We start from the raw sequence: 18,802 nt of genomic DNA, 5'->3' as shown, positions 1-18,802 counted from the left end.
ACAGTTTTTATTTATTCTACAGTATTATTTATTTAATGTAGCCATTATTTCATTGGCAATATTCTTTCCATTTCCAATACACGCACCAATTCCAACACCATAATATGAGGCACCAGCTAAATATACATTTGGATAAAGATTTGTCATTTTTTCTTGCAATGCTTGAACCGCTTGATTATGTTCTAAATGATATTTCGGCATTAAATCTTTCCAATTTGTAACTTCAACTACTTCTGGTTCACCTTTAATTCCGAGACTCTTTTCAATATCATATAAAGCTACTCGTACTAATTCTTCTTCACTGTAATCCTTGATTGTTTCATATACCGGATTGGTACTCTTATAAAACATTCTAACTAATAATTTTTGTTTACCCGATGTATGTTTCCACTTTCGACTTGTCCATGTACAAGCATCACAATGTAAATCACTGTTTTCCGTTACAATAAACCCCGTACCGTCAGCTGGTAGTTGTTCATCTAGTATGTCAAATCCTAAATAAATACTAATAAGAGATGAGTTTTTAAATGTATTAAACTGCTCATTTAACTCATTAGACTGTAATAAAGTTTGCGCTATATCATGTGGAGCTGCTAAAACAACATAATCTGCTTGTATTGTTTCATGATTTGCAAAAGAAATCTCATATCGATCTTCTTGTTTACTTACAGCCGTCGTTATAGCACCTTTTTTTACGACAGTTTCAGTCAGCACTTCTTCTAAGCGATTAATTATCGTAGATAGTCCACCTTTAAATGATACGAATTTTTTATTTCCTGCTGATTGAAATTGTTTTTTATTCTCTTCAAAACCTTTAATAATACTTCCATACTTATTTTTATAATCCAGTAAATACGGTAATGTAGATGCCATTGTAAGCTCATTCAATTTACCAGAATATACGCCTGAAAGCACAGGAGCAATTTGTCTTTCCACTAACTCTTTCCCTAAAAAGCTTTCTAAAAATAGAGCAAGTGATGTATCTTTCGTAAACTCTTTATTTTTCGTTATGAAATCTTTTAAAGCTACGATTTTCCCCTTCGTTGAGACTAGCGTACTGTTAAACAACGACCGGGCACTCATCGGTATCCCAAATATAGTATCAGAAGGAATTGGATGTAACATGTTTTCAGAATATATGTAAGAAATACCCGTTTCATTATATACCATTTCATTTTCTAAATTTAAATCTTTTACAAGTGGCATAACGTGTTCATTACGAGCAACGATTGAATCCGCCCCTGACTCCATAATGAAATCCTTTTCTTCCACACTATGGATTTTACCACCTAAATGCTCTTCTTTCTCAATAAGAATTAAATTTAAATCGATATTATAATCCTTTTTTAATTTTTCTAAATAAAACATAGTAGAAAGTCCCGTTATACCTCCACCGATAACAACAACTGTTTTCATATGTGCTGCGCTCCTAACCGATACAATTAATAATTCCTTTTTATTATAACCAAAAGTCCTTATATTCGACTAGCAAGTTGCGCATTCTGTAAGAAATTAGACAATATATTTTAATATATTTTCAAATTACCTAATAAAAAAGAACTATAACATTTACAAACCCCGTCATAGTTCTCTTTATTTTAAAAACATAAAGTAATTGATTAATTTGTCTAGTTCTTGACTCAATGCCAATACTTTTTCATGTTGAATCCCATAATCCGATACTAAATATAAAAGTTCTTCTTTTTTTATTTCAATTACTTTTTCCAATTTCGCTAGTTCCATGTCGTTTTACATCTCTCCAAAAATAAAATGTATGTATTTCAGTATAGCCTACTTACATAATTAGTAAAAGTAAAATACGCATGTAAAATCTTACATATTTGAAAAAATAATATACTACTAACAAAAAAAGAAACTAGATTAAACTTCCTTTTACAGATCATTAACGTTCATTAAGAATTAATAACATAACGGAATTTTTCTAATGTGATATCTTTATAATTTGGAGCTCTCTGTATATGATTAAAATAACTATATGAGAATTTAAATACATGACCAAAATCCCAATCGAATTCACTATAGTCTTTTATCCAAAATATATTTTCAGTTGGTAAAATATTTGCACGTTTAGATTGAATTAAAGGTAATCGATCTATAGGTGAGTGTAAAGTTATTTCCGTATTCAGCTTGAGCTTTTGGCTAGCTCTTAGTACGTATACTAGTTTTAACAGCGGACGTATCCCTCGTTGAAATATATCTATATGTCCTAAATCATACATTATATTAATTGCGTGGGAGTATGTAAGCAAATGCCCAATTAAATCATGATGTGATTCCGCTCGATAAATACTATTAAATTTCGATAACTCATTTAAAATGAACTGAGATACTTGTGTTGGATTACTCAATTCACTTTGTATCTCATCTTCAAAACTTAATTGTTTTACTTCTTTCGTCGTATAACCAATCCACGATCTACCTGGAATTGTTTTTCGAAATGATAAAATAAGAGTAGTAATCCCTTCAATTGCTTGATTATCACCCCATTTTTGTAGCTCTTTCATAGCTAATAAACTCAATGACGCATAAATGACGTTATGCCCCACCCAATGAAGCTCATCAATCGTTTGTTCTAAAGATTTTATAATCATATTCTCCGCAATTTGAAAATTCATTTCTTTTTTATCATCAATCATCTCACCAATTTTTTTCTTGTTCAGCATCATCCTTGTTTGCGAATACATATTACGAGCTGTTTCTTCATCAATATTATTATCTTTCATAAAAAAATAACTAGCAATTGCAGCTGCTCCAAAATGTGCATGCCAAATATCATTTGTTTCTTTTTTACATTGAGAAATAATTGAAAGGCCGCCTTTTAAAATACTATCGTTTTCCATTTTCTTCCTCCCCTAATAAAAATCACTATATTTTCATCCTAAAGATGGTGTCAGGACAAATAAAATGTGATTCGATTCATCACTTTTATTCAAAAATCGATGCTTCACATTCGGTGGAATACGTACAACATCGCCTTCTTCTAAAAAATATTCTTTTCCCTCCAATTCCACATACACTTCCCCTTTCATAATAACAGCAATCTCTTCCTTATCTTCATGGGAATAATGGCTTTCTGTTGTGTTTGCTTGTTTATTTAAATCCATCATTAGCATTTCAATACGTGCTTTCATAAAATCAGGTGTTAATACATCATATACAATGTGATCATTGTTTTCCCGATATACTTTTTTTCGATCTTTTTTCTTAGAAATGAGTGAATCTGTATCAATATCGTTAATAAAAAGTGTAAACAGCGGTACATTTAATGCTTTTGCAATTAATTCCAAAACATTTAAAGAAGGATTAGCATGTCCTCTTTCAATTTGGCTAATTAACGACGTACTAATCCCTGCATAATCAGCGAATTCACGAATTGTCATATTATTTTTCTTACGATAACTTAATACCGTTTGTCCAAGCCTATCATGTATCACAGTAAAACTTCCTTTCGTCCATCATAATGCATGTTTCGTTGTCTTTGTGCTGACATACTAAACAAAGGCAAATAACCCTTCCCTATTATCTCCGGGACTTATATACTTACTTTTGTACATTATATCGTATTAAGTTTATTATAATAAACATTCTATCGGAGGGACAAACTTTGAAATCACCTATTCTTTCATATTGCATCTTATTTTTTGGTGTATTCGCCTTATCAACTTCAGCTATTTTTGTAAAATTGGCAGATGCTCCTGCGACAATCATTGCTTTTTACCGATTATTCTTTGCTACACTAATTCTGTTACCGTTATTACTATTTAATAAAAATAGTCGAAATGAGCTAAAAACTTTAACGAAAAAACAATGGGCACTTGGATTCGTATCTGGGCTATTTTTAGCTGCACATTATGTACTATGGTTTGAATCATTACAATATACTTCTGTAGCAAGCTCTACAGTTATCGTAACGTTACAACCTTTGTTCTCAATGATTGGTGGTTATTTTTTATTTAAGGAGAGATTTACGAAAGGAGCAGTTATTGGTTGCCTCATCGCTATTTCAGGTAGTATCATCATTGGCTGGCAAGATTTCCAAATTAGTGGAGAAGCTTTATATGGAGATATTTTAGCACTTATCGCTGCCGGTATCATTACTGCTTATTTTTTCATTAGCCAACACGTTCGTAAAGATTTGTCACTTATACCATATTCGGTAATTAGTTATGGAAGTAGTGCTGGCTTTCTTGGCATATTTGCTTTCACACAACAAGAATCTTTCATCCATTACTCTACACAAACTTGGTTGTGCTTTATTGGATTAGCTTTCATTGCTACAATTTTAGGACAAACCATTTTTAATTGGTTATTAAAATGGATAAGTGCTACTGTAATTTCAATGAGTATTTTAGGTGAAACAATTGGCACTTGTATACTAGCGTACTTTATATTACATGAGACCATTTCTTTACAACAAGGACTAGGAATTACCGTTATTTTTATTGGTTTAGTATTATTTTTAATACAGCCAAATTCTAATAAAAAAGCATGACAGTATACTGTCATGCTTTTAACTACTAATTATGTACAATTAAACCATCCGGTCTAAAACGACTCATCATAATTTCATTAATAAACTTTCCGTGAGCTTTCAAATTCCCTATCTTTACTCCCTCTTCTACAAATCCAAATTTTTCATATAAAGCTTTTGCTTTTGGATTCGTTTCTAACACACCTAGTTCTACTCTCTCTAACATTAACCAATTATCAGCCAAATCAAGCATCTTCGTAAGAAGTGCTTTCCCAATTCCTTTATTATGATATTCACTATCAACCCCAATGAATAAATCGCCTGAATGGGATCTTCGGCCCGGACTTTGTGTTAAACCTACAAATCCAACAATTTCTCCATCATATTCTGCAACAAATTCAAATTGATTTGGTGCTAAATTTCGAATTCTATTTTCCATAGCTTCTACACGCATGCTAGGTAAGAAAACCATATACGGTAAAACGTCATCCTGCATACATATACGATGAATTGCTCTAGCATCTTGTATTTCTACTGCTCTAACATTGATCTCCATCTTTCTCTCCTCCATATAAATAACAATATATTTGTGTGTATTCTAGAAACGTTCATGAATGACCTTCTCGTCCGTATTTCTTTATGTCATTTTTACATAATTATTTCGATATAATACTTAATTTCCAAAAAGATTAACAACTATATCTATATGGTTAACTTTTCACTTTATTATATAAATTAAGCAAATTTTCGATCAGAATACCATTTAGTTTCATGCCGACTATATCACAATTTTCTATTTCAATATTTTTCAGATTACTATTACTTATGGTGCTACCTTCCAAATCACATTTATCGAATAAAATAGGTTCCTTCTCATCTCCGAGACTTGTATTTTTAAATTGCACTCCACCTAAAGTCACCAAATTAAATTTACTACCAGAAAGATTTAAATCTGCATATGATGACCATCTAAAATTTATATTTCTAAACTTTGATTGACTTACATTACAATTACTCATATTCGTATTCATTATATTGCTACCAACAAATGAACTGTTTTTTAAATTCACTTGATAATACTCTGTATTTGCTAAATTACAGTTTTCGTATTGACTATTTTTCATATCTTTATTTGTAACTACACTCTCTTTATTTGAGCTTGTTTTTATTCTTTTCACGTAACAATACTCATCTTCCGATTCAAAAATCATTTGGTAGCCCATCTTTTTATAAAAGTGATGATTATTAATTTGTCTACTAGATGTTTCGAGATCCCAAATCTTTATGTTTGGATATTCCTTTTCTATTAATTTCATAACATGTGATCCAATGCCTTTTCCTTGATAAACAGGATTTACAAAAATACGATCAATTCGACCGTACGACTTACCAGAAATCGTAACTATTATCCCTCCGATTATTTCTTTATCCATTACAACTTTGAAAGAATCCAATTCTTCAATGGAATATTCCATCATTTCAACTGAAGAATATCCTGGCGGTTGAATGTTATAATCAATGACATCATCTTGGCCGTATAGCCATTGTTTTGCTTCTGCATCAAATGTTCTTTTCATTATTTCTGTTAATTTCTCAGCATCTAAAATTGTAGCTTTTTCTATAGATATCATTGTTGTTTTCCCCTTCATTATTACAAACCAATAATTTTTGTGAATGCCATAATTATCAATTCACTTTTGTTTTTAATGCTTTTCCCATTATTACATATGGAACATCATTTTTACTTGGATGAAATGGCTCCAATACATTTATCCAATCTAATCTTTCATATAACGAACGTGCTTTTTCATTGTTTATTTGTGTTGTTAAAACACTCGTTCTATTTGAAACTCCTTCTAGTAATTTATTATGTAATTTCGTTCCAAGACCTTTATTTTGATATTGTGGGTGAACTGCTAACTCTACAAATTCAAAACAATCTTGCAACCATTCGTCTACTTGCTCTAGATGTAACGCTTCTCTCATTAATTGATTATAGTACTGTCCCTCCATTGAGCGATAACCATAAGTAAAACCAACTACTTCATTTTCATCATTTATTGCTACTATACCTTTAAAACCTGTATATTCTATATGCCTATTCATTCGCTTGATCATTTCATTGAAATTTGTTTTCTCAAATACTTTACAATACAAATTTGCCATATTCCCAATTAGGATCTCCTCTTTTTCAATGCTTACAAATTTCACTTTACTCCCCCCTATTAAAACATTTATATCCTTTTTAAAAACTAAGAAAATTAACACTAATCACTCTCTTTACTATTAAACTACAAATCACCCTATATTTTCCACAGTTACTTAGTATTAATGAATAATAAAAAGAGACCATGTAATATAAACATGTTCTCTTCTTTTATTCATTTTCAATTTTATCCCGCTATTTGCCGGGCAGTAAGACCCCCACCTCAAAATTCAGCGAAAGCAAAGAAGTTAGGTGGGGGATCAATTGCCCGTAAAATCCCGATTGGTGAGGGCTGAACCCCCCCACTGATTAAAGTTTCACTTTATATAATTAAAAATTAGATATTACTTAAGCCACTCATTGCAAGTATTACTTAACTGCTGTAAATCTTCTATAAATTTACTCGCATCATATCCATCACAAACCGAATGATGTACTTGCAATGAAACTGGTAGCATAACCTTGTTTCCTTCGTTAAAATATTTCCCACAAGTTATAATTGGCAATAGAAAATTTTCATCATTATTAATATTAAGATTAAATCCAGTAAAACTAGTCCAAGGTATGCTAGAAATCGGAAATACATTAGGCGGAATATTTTCTTTCGTGAAAAGACCATGAACACTAGCATAGTATCTCATATCGTCTTCATACTTTTTATAGAAAGTGCGGAAATCACTTGAATAATCCGTCCATATACTTGAAAAAGACTTATCATCTTTATGAAAGATTGTATAACTCGGTATCATTTCCTCCCAATAGCCTAAAACTCCTTCATCGTTAAAACATGTTCGAAATTTTTTATGATTATTTACTACTCTAGAAATTAAATATATAAAAACGGGATAAAATTTTATTCCCTTTTGATATACTTCCTCTAATAACATCGTGATATCAACATTCACAGTCATACTAAATGTACATTTCAACTTTAAATAATGCTCAAAATACCGCTCTCTATTCCAATCTTCTCTATCAATTACATGAAACTTCATTCTAATAGCCTCCTAAAATTTTCTTTTTATTTTAGAAGGCTAATTCCCTTGCTCTCACCATACTTGTTCACTCCTAACAGTTTAAAATTCACCCTAATTATTCATTTAATTATATAACATATGTAAGAATCAATTCACATATTTCTGGAAATCCATCCACATACTATAGATAAATCAAATGAAATTTGGAGGATACATACATGAATAACAAAAATATGAATAAAAAAGAAAATGTTACTGAAAACACTACATCTATTCAAAATAATAATACTGCAAATCTTACTATCGAAGAACAAGCAATGAACGGCTTATACGGAATGCCCGAAACAACAATTGAAGATGCTGATCACGCTGCAGCTGATGATTTGACTTCAAAAAATTAATTAACTACATTGAAAAAAGCCAAGGAAAATATCCTTGGCTTTTTTAACTATGCATCCACCTTTTGTATTTCTTCACTCTTTCTTGAAAGTTTATCTGGCCAAAAAGCAAATCGGCCTAAAACTACTGTAATCGCGGGTACAAGTAACGGTCTTACGATAAACGTATCTAGTAATACGCCAATTGCAGTTACAATACCAAATTGAACTAATACTTGAATTGGAAGTGTACCTAACACTGCAAAAGTTCCTGCTAAAATTAAACCAGCCGATGTAATAACACTACCTGTTTGTATTACACCATTTTTTACTGCATCCAAGTGATTTTGTGTCTTTCTGTTTTTCCATATTTCTGAAACCATAAAGATATTATAATCTTCACCTAAAGCAACTAAAAATACGAATGCGTACAACGGTATCGCACCTTGAATGGCCGGCGCACCCATACCGTAATGAAGTAATATCCATCCTGCTCCTAACGCTGAGAAGAATGATAAAACGACAGTTACAATTAAATAAATCATCGCAACAACCGATCGTAAGTAGACAAGTAATAGTAAAGCGATAATGCTAATCATTACTGGAATAATTACTGATTCATCACGTTCCGTAATTTGCTTTGTATCATATAATGAAGCTGTTTCCCCACCAATCCATAATTGATCTTTAGCATTACTAATCCCAGCACCTTTTAATACTTTTTCTATACTACTTTTCAATTTAGGAATTTGATCTAACGCTTCAATTGAGTATGGATTTTCCGCTAAAGAAACTTCATACATTTGTATTTGCTTATTTTCTTTTCCCTCTTTTGGCTCTTTCACTGTATTTACGAAAGAAAATTTCTCTAGTTCTTGTTTAATAGGAAGCTCTTTGCCTTTCGTATCAACAACAATTTTTATTGGTGCTAGTTCACCAGCTGAGAAATGATCACTAATTAACGTAAACCCTTCACGAGAAGGCATATCCTTTGGAAACGACTCTAATAAGTCATATGTGTATTGAATACGTGGTACGAATGAAGCCAATCCGCCTAATACAAATACAGTTAGCATAATTATTGTCCACGGTCTTCGTACTACAATATCTCCAAGTTTTTTACTAAAGGAGCCTTTTGATTTTTCAACTTTTACAGCCCTCTTTTTCTTTCTTGCAAACTCCTCATTCATTGAAGTTGTTCTCGGTATAAACGGGAAAAATGCAATCCTACCGAATATTAATAATAGTGCTGGTAAAATCGTTAAAGCAGCGATTCCCATTATAAATACAGCAACACTAAATGGTACTGCAAATCGATGAAAGGCTCCATAATGAGCAAGTAGTAATGTTCCTAATCCAAGTACAACAGTTAATGCACTCATTATAATTGCACCGCCAGAAGCTTTAATCGCAAGTTGTAATGCTTTATATTTACTTTCTTCTTCTAACAAGTACTCTCTATATCTCGAAATTAAAAATAGACAATAGTCCGTTCCAGCGCCAAACAATAATACTGTCATAATTGATATCGCTTGGGCATCTACTTTAATCCATCCGTGATCAGCTAAAAAACCGAGTGTAGGACTAATAATACCGTATGCAAAGCCAACAACAAGTATAGGTAAAATCGCTAAAATTGGTGAACGATACAGTAAAATTAACAAAACTAACACTAGTAGTACAGTAGCCACTAACAATTTCACATCTGCTTGACTAAATAAACTAACTGCATCCGTTTGAATACCTACAGGTCCTGATAATCGAACATGTAAACCAGATTCACTTATTTTTTGTTTAAATGGATCTTCATCCACCTTACTATTCACTATTTTTCTAAACTCTTCAAGATTTCCTTTTAATATATCTGTACCAGCAGATTTATTAAAAAATACCGGTGTAACAAATGATGTACCATCTTTTGATGCACTTTTTGATAATACTTGCTCTGGGATTGTATCAAATGGTGGTAACGTTGATTGTTCTTTTAAAGGACTAGCTTTTAACTCCTTATAAACATCTTGTATGAGTTTATAATCCTGTGACTGTAATCCACCATCTCTATACCATACTACTAACAACGGATTCCCTGCATTATTCGGAAACTCTTTTTTCATAAGCGCTTCCGCTTGCTGTGACATAGCTGTTTCAGGTAAATTTTTCGGATTCGGTTCTTTCGTACTGTTTACTTGTGGTAACGTAAATGAAAGTAATAATGTAATAAGAATCCACACCGATAAAGTGATCCACTGCGTATTTCTCCCTGCTACAAGCCTCCCTAACATATGTAACGGGTGCTTTTTCATAAAAACCCACCTTCCTTTTTTTCTCCATTATTAATTATATATACTGGTCGGTTAATTAATCAAGAATGATTGAAAATTATGTTATAATTATCTCAATCATAAATGTCAGGAGCGAATGTATTTGGAACAAAAACAACGTCCTCTCGGAAGGCCGCGTCAAAATAAAAATACAAAATCTACAAAAGAAACCATTTTAGAAGTAGCAACCCGCTTATTTCTTACACAAAATTATCAAGTCGTTTCTATGGATGAGGTCGCAAAAGTTTGTGGTGTTACGAAAGCAACTGTCTACTATTACTATTCAACAAAAGCCGATTTATTTACCGCTACTATGATCGAAATGATGGTACGTATACGTGAGAATATGTCTCAAATACTCTCTACAAACAAAACGTTAGAAGAAAGATTATTAGACTTCGCTAAAGTTTACTTACACGCAACGATGGATATTGATATGAAAAATTTTATGAAAGATGCAAAACTGTCGTTATCTGAAGAACAATTGAAAGAATTAAAAAATGCTGAAGATAATATGTATGAAGTACTAGAAAAAGCACTCGATAATGCGATGCACATCGGAGAAATCCCGAAAGGAAACGCTAAATTTGCGGCTCATGCTTTCGTATCTTTATTATCAATTGGGAATTTTAAAGATGAAAATCACAATCCTATTCTTGCAAATATAGATGAATTATCACAAGAAATCGTTTCTTTTTATTGGAGCGGATTAGGTCATACATATTAAACTGATTTGCTTTAATAAAAGAGAGCATGTTTGAATTTTTTCAAACATGCTCTTTTATAATTTATTTATATACTAATAATCAGATTATACTTCAATGCTGTTTAACACAAAATTTCACTTTAACTTTTACAAATTTTGAAGTTGAATATTTATATTCCGCTTACTAAATCCCCCATGGTAACAAACTACAGATTCAATATGTAAATTTAAATACTTCTTCAAAGACTGCCGTGCTTCCATAATATTTAAAGTTGTTGGGGCATGAATTCCTCCTAACACTCCATTCACACTATACATCGAGTCTCCAGCGACAAGAATTTTACTTTGTTTCAAATATAAACTAATATGACCCGGAGTATGCCCTGGAGTATGAAGAATTAGTATTCCACCGCAATATGGAAGTTCTTGCCCGTCAATCACAGTATCACTCACTTTTCCTTTTGGTCGGTTCTCTATATTTCCGTCCTTCAATAAAGGTAAATCCCCCTCGATATATGGCTTATCTAGTTCGTGCGCATAAACTTTAATATTACTTCGACAGCGCTGCAACAATTCCGGAAGACTACCTATATGATCAATATCCTGATGCGTCAAAATCACGACTTTTAACTTATCAAATGATACCCCAACCTTTTCCATCTCTACTTGTATATCTTCAATTTGTCCTGGGAAACCCGTATCTATTAATACTGCCATTTCATCATCCCATAAAAGAATTGGATGAATAACAAATTCTTGAAATTCAAGTTGTAACATTTCTATCCCTTTAGCAATCTCCATACAGCCATTCTCCTTTATGTTGAAGTTTGAAAATATGTACGAGTAAACTGAAAATATAAAGTGAAACTTTAATCAGTGGGGGGTTTTACTACCCGGCAAATAGCGGGATAAAGCACCTCTATCTTATAATATGTTTTGTCATCCCAATAGAGAATGCTTCAAACCCTATAGATTCATAGTAAGATTGCAACTTTTCTACACACATAAGTTGTGGAATAACCTTGTTTTGTTCACAGTGCTGGATTAATCGTTTCACTATTTCTTTTCCGATGCCACTAGACTGATATTTTGGCAATACACCAACTCCACAAATAATGCCTGTTATGACTCCATCTGATATGACACGCCCCATCCCTACTAACCTCTTATCATCAAAAACATAAATTGCATACCAACTTTGCTTACACATTCGTTCTAACTCGTTAACCGTTAATTTAAGAGAATTCCATCCTAAAGATTCGTATAAGGATAATAATCCATTAAAATCTGTAGGATGTTCACTTGTGTAGCGTATACTATTTTCCATGTAAATACTCCCTATTCTCTGGCTTGTTTATATTTCATAAAATTCCCTTTACACAAATCTGATTGATGTAAAAATAACTAGAACAAACTTCAATAAGAAAGATAGAATTCCTTCTCAATATAAAGTAAAAAGAAGTTATCTCACTTAAGATAACTTCTTTTATATAAGACTCTCATTATATTATCAACCAAAAAATATACAACTGCATACGATTAGCACAAACAAAACTAATAAACCATTTGAGAAATAACCCATAGAAAACTACCCCTTTATTTCATTATGTAAAAGATTTTATCATAAAATTATTTACAACATAATAACCGAAAAAGACATTGTATTCATTAGTTATATACGTTTAGTAATATTTTTTTCGGTTATATTCTCCTTACCTAAAACCACTTCTCGCGCCCTTATAATTCAGTCCACATAAATTCAAAAAAATAGTTATTAGTAAACATTCATTTACTATAAAGAGTAACTTTAATTGATTTATAGTAAATTTAGTAATAAAATAATAACTAAATTCATAAAGGAATCAAAAACAATGACCCAAAACGAATTATTAAACGAATACATGAATTTATTATTAAATATGTCAGGTACTTTTAAATTACTATCGGAGAAATCCTCAGAATTTACACATTTAGAACAACACGTAGTAGAGTATATCGCCCAGCAAAAGGTGCCTGTAAACTTAAAAATGATTGCTAGTTATTTAAACATCCCTAAACAACAATTAAGTGTAACAGTGCGTAACTTAGAACAAAACGGATACATCATAAAAAAGCAAGATATGGTAGACAAAAGAGCTATATTAATCTCTCTGACAGAAAAAGCTGAAAAAGTACATTATGAGAGATGGAAACAAATATATAATAATTTCACAGTAAACCTCGAAAAGTTATCTGAAGAGGATAGACGGGATTTAACTTATGGACTATATAAAACAAATACAATGCTCTCAAAAATGTTAAATAACGACTAGATATATTGTTTATTATTAAACGGAGGATGTTTCATGGTTAAAGAATTAGATTTGCAATCTGTACAAGGTACAATGCTTATTCCACTATGGGGAAGAGCATATGGCAGTGAGAAAAATAAGGATATTTTAGATGATATAGAAGCTATTCGAATAATTAAAGAATGTGATTTTGACTTCTCAACAATAGCAAATACATTTGGCGAATACGGATGTATCACATACATTACCCGTGCACGAAAAATTGACGATACGATAAAACAATTTATAATAAAACACCCGAATGCTACTATTGTAAACATCGGTTCCGGACTAGACACTACTTTTTCAAGAATCGATAACGGTACAATACATTGGTACAATCTTGATTTGCCCGATGCAATCTCTTTTCGCAAAACTTTAATTGAAGATACCCCTAGAAACATTAGCATTGCTAAATCATTTTTTGATACTTCTTGGTTTGACGATATAAAATATAATCCAAACGACGGTATTCTTTTTATATCAGCAGGTGTGTTTTATTACTTTAAAGAAGAAGATTTAAAAAAGATCGTAGTCGCTATGTCAAAACGTTTCCCTGCAGGAGAATTATATTTTGACGCTGAATCAAAGTTCGCACTGAATCTTTCGAATGCTACTGTAAAAAAATCTGGTAATAACGGTGCTATGATGTATTTTTACGTAAATAATCCAAAATCAATAGAAAAATGGTCCTCTACAATAAAAGTATTGAGCTGCTCCCCTTTCTTTAAAGATATAGCTACAAATAAAGATTGGGACGGTAGTACGCGTATAATGATGAGAATTGTAAACTTAATAAAAATGTTGAAGTTTGTTCATTTACGGTTCAAAAAATAAAAAAGTAAAGAAGAGCTCAATACATTTATACTTAGGTCATAAATGTTAATTTTAATAAAATCAAAGGCAGAAACATAATTGTGAAGTGAAACTTTAATCAGTGGGGGCTTTGCTCATCCCCCACTGATTATTAGCCCTCACCAATCGAGCTTTTACGGGCAGCCCGAACCCCACCTAACTTCTTTGCTCTCGCTGAATTTTGAGGTAGGGGTCTTACTGCCCGACAAATAGCGGGATAAAATCTTGCATGCACTTTACGTAGGAGCTAAAATGTTGAATCTCATCGATTTCCAAATCATGTACACCATCTTGCAACATATGTTGAATCACTTACCCTCTCTTCTTATAACCCACTTACTACTTTTTAATTGTATATGTTCTGACCGTCAACATTTTACCTTTAAATTCTTTAGACCCTATCCTTTCTTATATGAATAGCTTTCTTATTCGAAAATAGATTTTTAAAAATACCTACTCCCACAATTAATAAACCTATACCAACTAATTTATTTATTTGTAATGGAATGCTCTCCATTCCAAATAATCCAAATGTATCAATACATAACGCAACGACCAATTGAGTAATAAGACTAATTAGCACCGTATATGCTGGACCTAAACTCTTTATTGCACCCATTATACAAATAATTAACCCGATGCCAAACAGTCCACTTACATAAAACAAATAATTTGCAGTATACACTTTAATGCTAATACTGTTTTCTGTAATGATATAAAATAGAATAGAACTAATGAGACCTATTCCAAGGACACATGTAGTCGTTAACCACTGTCCTACATTTTCATTTACTTTTGCATTAAAAACAGATTGTAAGCTAATTAATATTCCTGCTAATATAGCTAAACTAAATCCAATCAAAATCTTCCTCTCCCTTTCATTGCTCATATATATTATCTTTAGCGACTTCCTTCATTCTAGAAAAATCTTTAATGACAATAACTCCATTACTTTTTTCAATTAATTTTTCATTATAAAATCTTTGTAATACCCGAATTACGTGCCTATAACTTACCCCTATAAAGCCTGCAATACTCGTTACCGATGTCGTATCCAAATCCCCTTTGTACATATTTCCGTTACTATCTGTTGAAATTGAAAGTAAATAACTAGCTACACGTACTTCTACAGGATAAAGTAAATTAAGAGCAGTAAAACGAGTCGATATTTTTAACGTGTTCGCAATGTTTTCAAGTAAGAATTTCATAAATATAGGATCATGTAATAACTTGTTTCTAATAACCGTATTAGAAATGGAAATCGCTACAACATCTGAACAAGCTTCAACGACATTATGTGCTTTGCTATTTTGAATTAATTCAATATCACCAACAATTGCGAGTGGATTAATAAAGCGAAGGATTAGTTTCTTCCCTTCAGGTGTAATCGTATAAACTTTTACTTTACCTTTAACAACAAAATATAAACGATTCATTTCGTCATCTATATTGCAAATAAGCTCGCCTTTTTCAAAATGATTTAATTGAAAATATGCTGTATCTATTTTGGAAAAAATCTCGAGCGTTTTATTGATTTTCAAATAATGCGTAATTAAACTTGATCTATTCTCCATATTCATTTCCTCCTTTCATTTACATATTAAATACAACAATACCTATAATCATTACTATTGTTCCCACAATATGATATCTCTCCATCTGTATCTTTTTTATATGAAACAGTCCTTTCATTTCAATAACTGTTGCCGTTAACAATTGAGCAACCATTAGTGTGCCAGCTGTCAATGTAACTCCTAGTGAATATATCGCCATAGTTTCTGCACAAATAATGAATCCACCAAATGCACCCGCTACTAAATATATTTTTTTTACACTCTTTAAATCCGTTACTTTCTCTTCTTTCTTTAACAAAAATACAGTTGTTGCAATAATGAATCCAATTAAATGGGTTATAATACTCGTCGACCATATACCGATATGTGAACTAAGTTTCGCATTAAAGGTTCCTTGAAGTGTTATAAATATCCCCGCAAAAACAGCAAATAGAATACCTTTCAAAAAATCATCTCCTCATCCTTTATTTCTGACTTAATTAAAAACCATCATCCTATAATGGCAAAAGGACAAATGTCACATCACTATGAAAATAACTTGGAATGAAAAAAACACACCTCAAAAATACGAGATGTGTTTTATAATTATTTATATATAATGTTTTATAAATAAAAATTACGCTACATTAAAAGATTTCTTTTTCATAACAAATTTTGCAAATAAGAAACGTACAAGCGGTCCCATAATAATTAATTGTAATGGATATGCCATTATGAAATTTTTAATAAAAATCGAAAAATAAATTGAAACAAATGAATCTCCTTGTAGTCCACCATGTAAATGCATCATAGCCATACCGAAAAATGACATAAAGAACACCATTCCGATTACCATAGTTGTCGCCATTGCAACGATAATATTTATTTTCTTAGATTTATCAAATGGCAACATGAATACAATTTTTTTCGCACAAGGTCCAACTATACTTATTTCAATTAATAGCGCAATAATAAAGCCAATTAATAGTTCTAATGCAATCTCTTTAATATAAATTGGTCCTCCTGTTTCATTCATTAGTAAATTGTAAAACGTCATTACGATAACCATTCCAAAGCACATCATCATGCCAAATTGGAAGTTTTCCTTTCTTGTTGTTGGCAAATTTCATCATCCTCTCTCTTTGAGTCTTTGTCATTATATCGACATTGGAAACCCCTTCGTAAGTGAACATTTTGTGAACAAATTTAAAACGTTTTCATATATTTTCTTTACTTTCAACTCAAATTCTCACTTTTACTTATAAAGGTTTTATATATTTCAATGTTGAATTACTAAATTTAACATTGCATTACACTATTACTAGGAGGATAACCATGAATGAAGCAGAATTTTACGCATATCACATCGTAACAAGGAAAAAAATGCATATCAGACAAATGATTCCTTTTAACAAAAATCAACACAATACTCTATATCACTTCTTTTTTGAAAGAGAACAATTAAATGCTAATGGTGAAGATGGCATACAAATTTTAAATAATCACTATAAAAATGACGAATTACATATAAATAATGAAAGTGCTAAAGTAGTTATGAGTTATATGGATCAAACAATTAGAGCAGTTAGAGAAACAATTGTAGAAATGGTTAGACTACAAGAATTCCCTGAATACCCTTCCAGGTTATCTTGTTTATACGCTTCAAAAAGCTATGAAGATGCTTTAAAATGGAAAGCATTATTTGATTCTTACAATCGAGAAGTTTTACAGATTGTTAAACTACGAGTAATCGGAAGTTCTTTTGAAGGTGACGGTAATCTTTTACCGAAAGAAGATGGTATTCCTTTTTCTCAAAAAATCGAACAAGCTAGAGAGTATTGGAAAGGAAATATTAGAAATGAGCTTCCTGAGCTACTGATTAATGGAGAAATTGAAGTGGTGGAAATTATTGATGACTTTTCCTCAATTCATATTTAATTTCTAACTAAATCATATAGGATGGAGATTACAATGAAGAAAAAAGTGTACTTCAATCATGATGGCGGCGTAGATGATTTAATTTCATTATTTTTATTACTTCAAATGGAAAACGTTGAACTTACCGGTGTATCTGTTATCCCAGCAGACTGTTATTTAGAACCCGCAATGTCTGCAAGTCGTAAAATTATTGATCGCTTCAGCAAAGATAATATTGCAGTAGCCGCTTCAAACTCTCGTGGGCAAAACCCGTTTCCGAAAGACTGGCGGATGCATGCATTTTATGTAGATGCTTTACCAATTTTAAATGAGTCTGGAAAAGTTGTAACACCCATGGCAGCAAAGCCTGCACATCACCATTTAATAGAAACACTTCTACAAACGGAAGGAAAAACAACTTTATTATTTACCGGGCCCCTAACTGACCTTGCTCGTGCATTATATGAAACTCCCATCATCGAAGATAAAATTGAACGTCTCGTTTGGATGGGTGGTACATTTCTTACAGCAGGCAATGTACATGAACCAGAGCATGATGGAACAGCTGAGTGGAATTCGTTTTGGGACCCTGAAGCAGTAGCTCGTGTATGGGATGCAAAAATTAAAATCGACTTAGTGACACTAGAAAGTACAAACCAAGTTCCGTTAACTATAGACATACGTGAACAGTGGGCAAAAGAGAGAAAGTATATTGGTGTTGATTTCCTTGGTCAATGTTATGCAATGGTCCCCCCTCTCGTTCACTTCTCAACGAACTCTACTTATTATTTATGGGATGTACTAACTACCGCGCTTGTCGGAAACACTAGCCTTGCAAAAACTGAAACGATTAATAGTATCGTTCATACATATGGACCTAGCCAGGGGCGTACAGAGGAAACTGCTGATGGACGACCTGTAAATGTCGTTTATGATGTAAAACGTGATGTATTCTTTGAATATATTACTGAATTAGCAAAGAAAGCTTCTACTTGAACCACTATCTATACGAAAAATAAATAGAATAAAATCAATTCAGACGATGAACCCCTATATTTAGAATTTAGT

At 31.9% G+C, this 18,802-nt stretch carries 22 protein-coding genes; 7 read left to right on the top strand and 15 right to left on the bottom strand.

Translation table 11 applies throughout. From position 1 onward, the window contains the following. Positions 1–24 precede the first annotated feature (24 nt). The 4 genes from BUA87_RS03095 to BUA87_RS03080 form a co-directional block, all read right to left on the bottom strand. Entirely contained in the window at positions 25–1,416 is a 1,392-nt protein-coding gene (locus BUA87_RS03095) for a protoporphyrinogen oxidase (RefSeq protein ID WP_072938376.1), read from the bottom strand. Between the two features lie 177 nt (positions 1,417–1,593). Continuing rightward, on the bottom strand, positions 1,594–1,743 hold the full coding sequence (locus tag BUA87_RS03090) for an aspartyl-phosphate phosphatase Spo0E family protein (protein ID WP_000417698.1): 150 nt from the start codon (positions 1,741–1,743) through the stop codon (positions 1,594–1,596). Between the two features lie 170 nt (positions 1,744–1,913). After that, entirely contained in the window at positions 1,914–2,861 is a 948-nt protein-coding gene (locus BUA87_RS03085) for a hypothetical protein (RefSeq protein ID WP_000426607.1), read from the bottom strand. Between the two features lie 33 nt (positions 2,862–2,894). Continuing rightward, positions 2,895–3,455, bottom strand: a complete 561-nt coding sequence (locus tag BUA87_RS03080; RefSeq protein ID WP_000581029.1) for a helix-turn-helix domain-containing protein — start codon at positions 3,453–3,455, stop codon at positions 2,895–2,897. 170 nt (positions 3,456–3,625) lie between these two features. Between BUA87_RS03080 and BUA87_RS03075 the strand changes: the two genes are divergently transcribed. After that, on the top strand, positions 3,626–4,513 hold the full coding sequence (locus BUA87_RS03075) for a DMT family transporter (RefSeq protein WP_000841797.1): 888 nt from the start codon (positions 3,626–3,628) through the stop codon (positions 4,511–4,513). Between the two features lie 25 nt (positions 4,514–4,538). On the opposite strand, the gene BUA87_RS03070 is transcribed toward BUA87_RS03075, so the two are convergent. The 4 genes from BUA87_RS03070 to catA form a co-directional block, all read right to left on the bottom strand. Further along, on the bottom strand, positions 4,539–5,048 hold the full coding sequence (locus BUA87_RS03070; protein ID WP_000405229.1) for a GNAT family N-acetyltransferase: 510 nt from the start codon (positions 5,046–5,048) through the stop codon (positions 4,539–4,541). Positions 5,049–5,202: 154 nt separating this feature from the next. Continuing rightward, positions 5,203–6,141, bottom strand: coding sequence for a GNAT family N-acetyltransferase (locus BUA87_RS03065; protein ID WP_025118050.1), 939 nt, complete (start codon positions 6,139–6,141; stop codon positions 5,203–5,205). Between the two features lie 37 nt (positions 6,142–6,178). Continuing rightward, positions 6,179–6,703, bottom strand: a complete 525-nt coding sequence (locus BUA87_RS03060; RefSeq protein ID WP_000673976.1) for a GNAT family N-acetyltransferase — start codon at positions 6,701–6,703, stop codon at positions 6,179–6,181. 339 nt (positions 6,704–7,042) lie between these two features. Beyond that, complete coding sequence (catA, locus tag BUA87_RS03055; protein ID WP_000668543.1) at positions 7,043–7,693, bottom strand: type A chloramphenicol O-acetyltransferase; 651 nt, start codon at positions 7,691–7,693, stop codon at positions 7,043–7,045. A 200-nt stretch (positions 7,694–7,893) separates the two neighbouring features. Between catA and BUA87_RS03050 the strand changes: the two genes are divergently transcribed. Then, positions 7,894–8,076 carry a DUF4021 domain-containing protein gene (locus tag BUA87_RS03050; protein WP_001060657.1) on the top strand — a complete coding sequence of 61 codons (183 nt, stop codon included), beginning with the start codon at positions 7,894–7,896 and terminating at the stop codon, positions 8,074–8,076. Between the two features lie 47 nt (positions 8,077–8,123). Here BUA87_RS03050 and BUA87_RS03045 read toward each other — a convergent pair whose 3' ends face one another. Next, positions 8,124–10,355 carry an MMPL family transporter gene (locus BUA87_RS03045; protein WP_072938372.1) on the bottom strand — a complete coding sequence of 744 codons (2,232 nt, stop codon included), beginning with the start codon at positions 10,353–10,355 and terminating at the stop codon, positions 8,124–8,126. 121 nt (positions 10,356–10,476) lie between these two features. Between BUA87_RS03045 and BUA87_RS03040 the strand changes: the two genes are divergently transcribed. Beyond that, positions 10,477–11,100 (top strand): TetR/AcrR family transcriptional regulator, encoded by a 624-nt coding sequence (locus BUA87_RS03040; RefSeq protein WP_000436024.1) that lies wholly within the window; start codon positions 10,477–10,479, stop codon positions 11,098–11,100. A 126-nt stretch (positions 11,101–11,226) separates the two neighbouring features. On the opposite strand, the gene BUA87_RS03035 is transcribed toward BUA87_RS03040, so the two are convergent. Together BUA87_RS03035 and BUA87_RS03030 are read right to left on the bottom strand one after the other, a co-directional pair. Beyond that, a complete protein-coding gene (locus BUA87_RS03035) occupies positions 11,227–11,880 on the bottom strand; it encodes an MBL fold metallo-hydrolase (protein ID WP_072938368.1) in 654 nt (217 codons plus the stop codon). Between the two features lie 118 nt (positions 11,881–11,998). After that, positions 11,999–12,406 (bottom strand): GNAT family N-acetyltransferase, encoded by a 408-nt coding sequence (locus BUA87_RS03030; RefSeq protein ID WP_000431735.1) that lies wholly within the window; start codon positions 12,404–12,406, stop codon positions 11,999–12,001. 544 nt (positions 12,407–12,950) lie between these two features. On the opposite strand from BUA87_RS03030, the gene BUA87_RS03025 reads away from it, so the two are divergent. Further along, positions 12,951–13,391, top strand: a complete 441-nt coding sequence (locus BUA87_RS03025) for a MarR family winged helix-turn-helix transcriptional regulator (RefSeq protein ID WP_000192923.1) — start codon at positions 12,951–12,953, stop codon at positions 13,389–13,391. A 33-nt stretch (positions 13,392–13,424) separates the two neighbouring features. Further along, positions 13,425–14,246, top strand: coding sequence for a class I SAM-dependent methyltransferase (locus BUA87_RS03020; protein WP_000237901.1), 822 nt, complete (start codon positions 13,425–13,427; stop codon positions 14,244–14,246). A gap of 409 nt (positions 14,247–14,655) precedes the next feature. Here BUA87_RS03020 and BUA87_RS03015 read toward each other — a convergent pair whose 3' ends face one another. The 4 genes from BUA87_RS03015 to BUA87_RS03000 form a co-directional block, all read right to left on the bottom strand. Then, positions 14,656–15,126, bottom strand: a complete 471-nt coding sequence (locus tag BUA87_RS03015) for a DMT family transporter (protein WP_000579012.1) — start codon at positions 15,124–15,126, stop codon at positions 14,656–14,658. Between the two features lie 16 nt (positions 15,127–15,142). After that, on the bottom strand, positions 15,143–15,838 hold the full coding sequence (locus BUA87_RS03010) for a Crp/Fnr family transcriptional regulator (RefSeq protein ID WP_000431606.1): 696 nt from the start codon (positions 15,836–15,838) through the stop codon (positions 15,143–15,145). A 19-nt stretch (positions 15,839–15,857) separates the two neighbouring features. Next, positions 15,858–16,283 (bottom strand): DMT family transporter, encoded by a 426-nt coding sequence (locus BUA87_RS03005; protein WP_000676258.1) that lies wholly within the window; start codon positions 16,281–16,283, stop codon positions 15,858–15,860. Between the two features lie 171 nt (positions 16,284–16,454). Further along, the gene (locus BUA87_RS03000) at positions 16,455–16,940 is read right to left on the bottom strand and encodes a DUF2798 domain-containing protein (RefSeq protein ID WP_001143395.1); all 486 of its coding nucleotides are present in this window, start codon (positions 16,938–16,940) and stop codon (positions 16,455–16,457) included. A gap of 212 nt (positions 16,941–17,152) precedes the next feature. Between BUA87_RS03000 and BUA87_RS02995 the strand changes: the two genes are divergently transcribed. Then, on the top strand, positions 17,153–17,755 hold the full coding sequence (locus BUA87_RS02995; RefSeq protein WP_001001051.1) for a DUF2441 domain-containing protein: 603 nt from the start codon (positions 17,153–17,155) through the stop codon (positions 17,753–17,755). Positions 17,756–17,776: 21 nt separating this feature from the next. After that, on the top strand, positions 17,777–18,730 hold the full coding sequence (locus tag BUA87_RS02990) for a nucleoside hydrolase (protein WP_072938365.1): 954 nt from the start codon (positions 17,777–17,779) through the stop codon (positions 18,728–18,730). Positions 18,731–18,802 lie beyond the last annotated feature (72 nt).

The sequence above is a fragment of the Bacillus sp. bc15 genome, assembly GCF_900142585.1.
Taxonomy (GTDB): domain Bacteria; phylum Bacillota; class Bacilli; order Bacillales; family Bacillaceae_G; genus Bacillus_A; species Bacillus_A cereus.
This window is presented reverse-complemented; position numbering and strand designations above follow the sequence as displayed.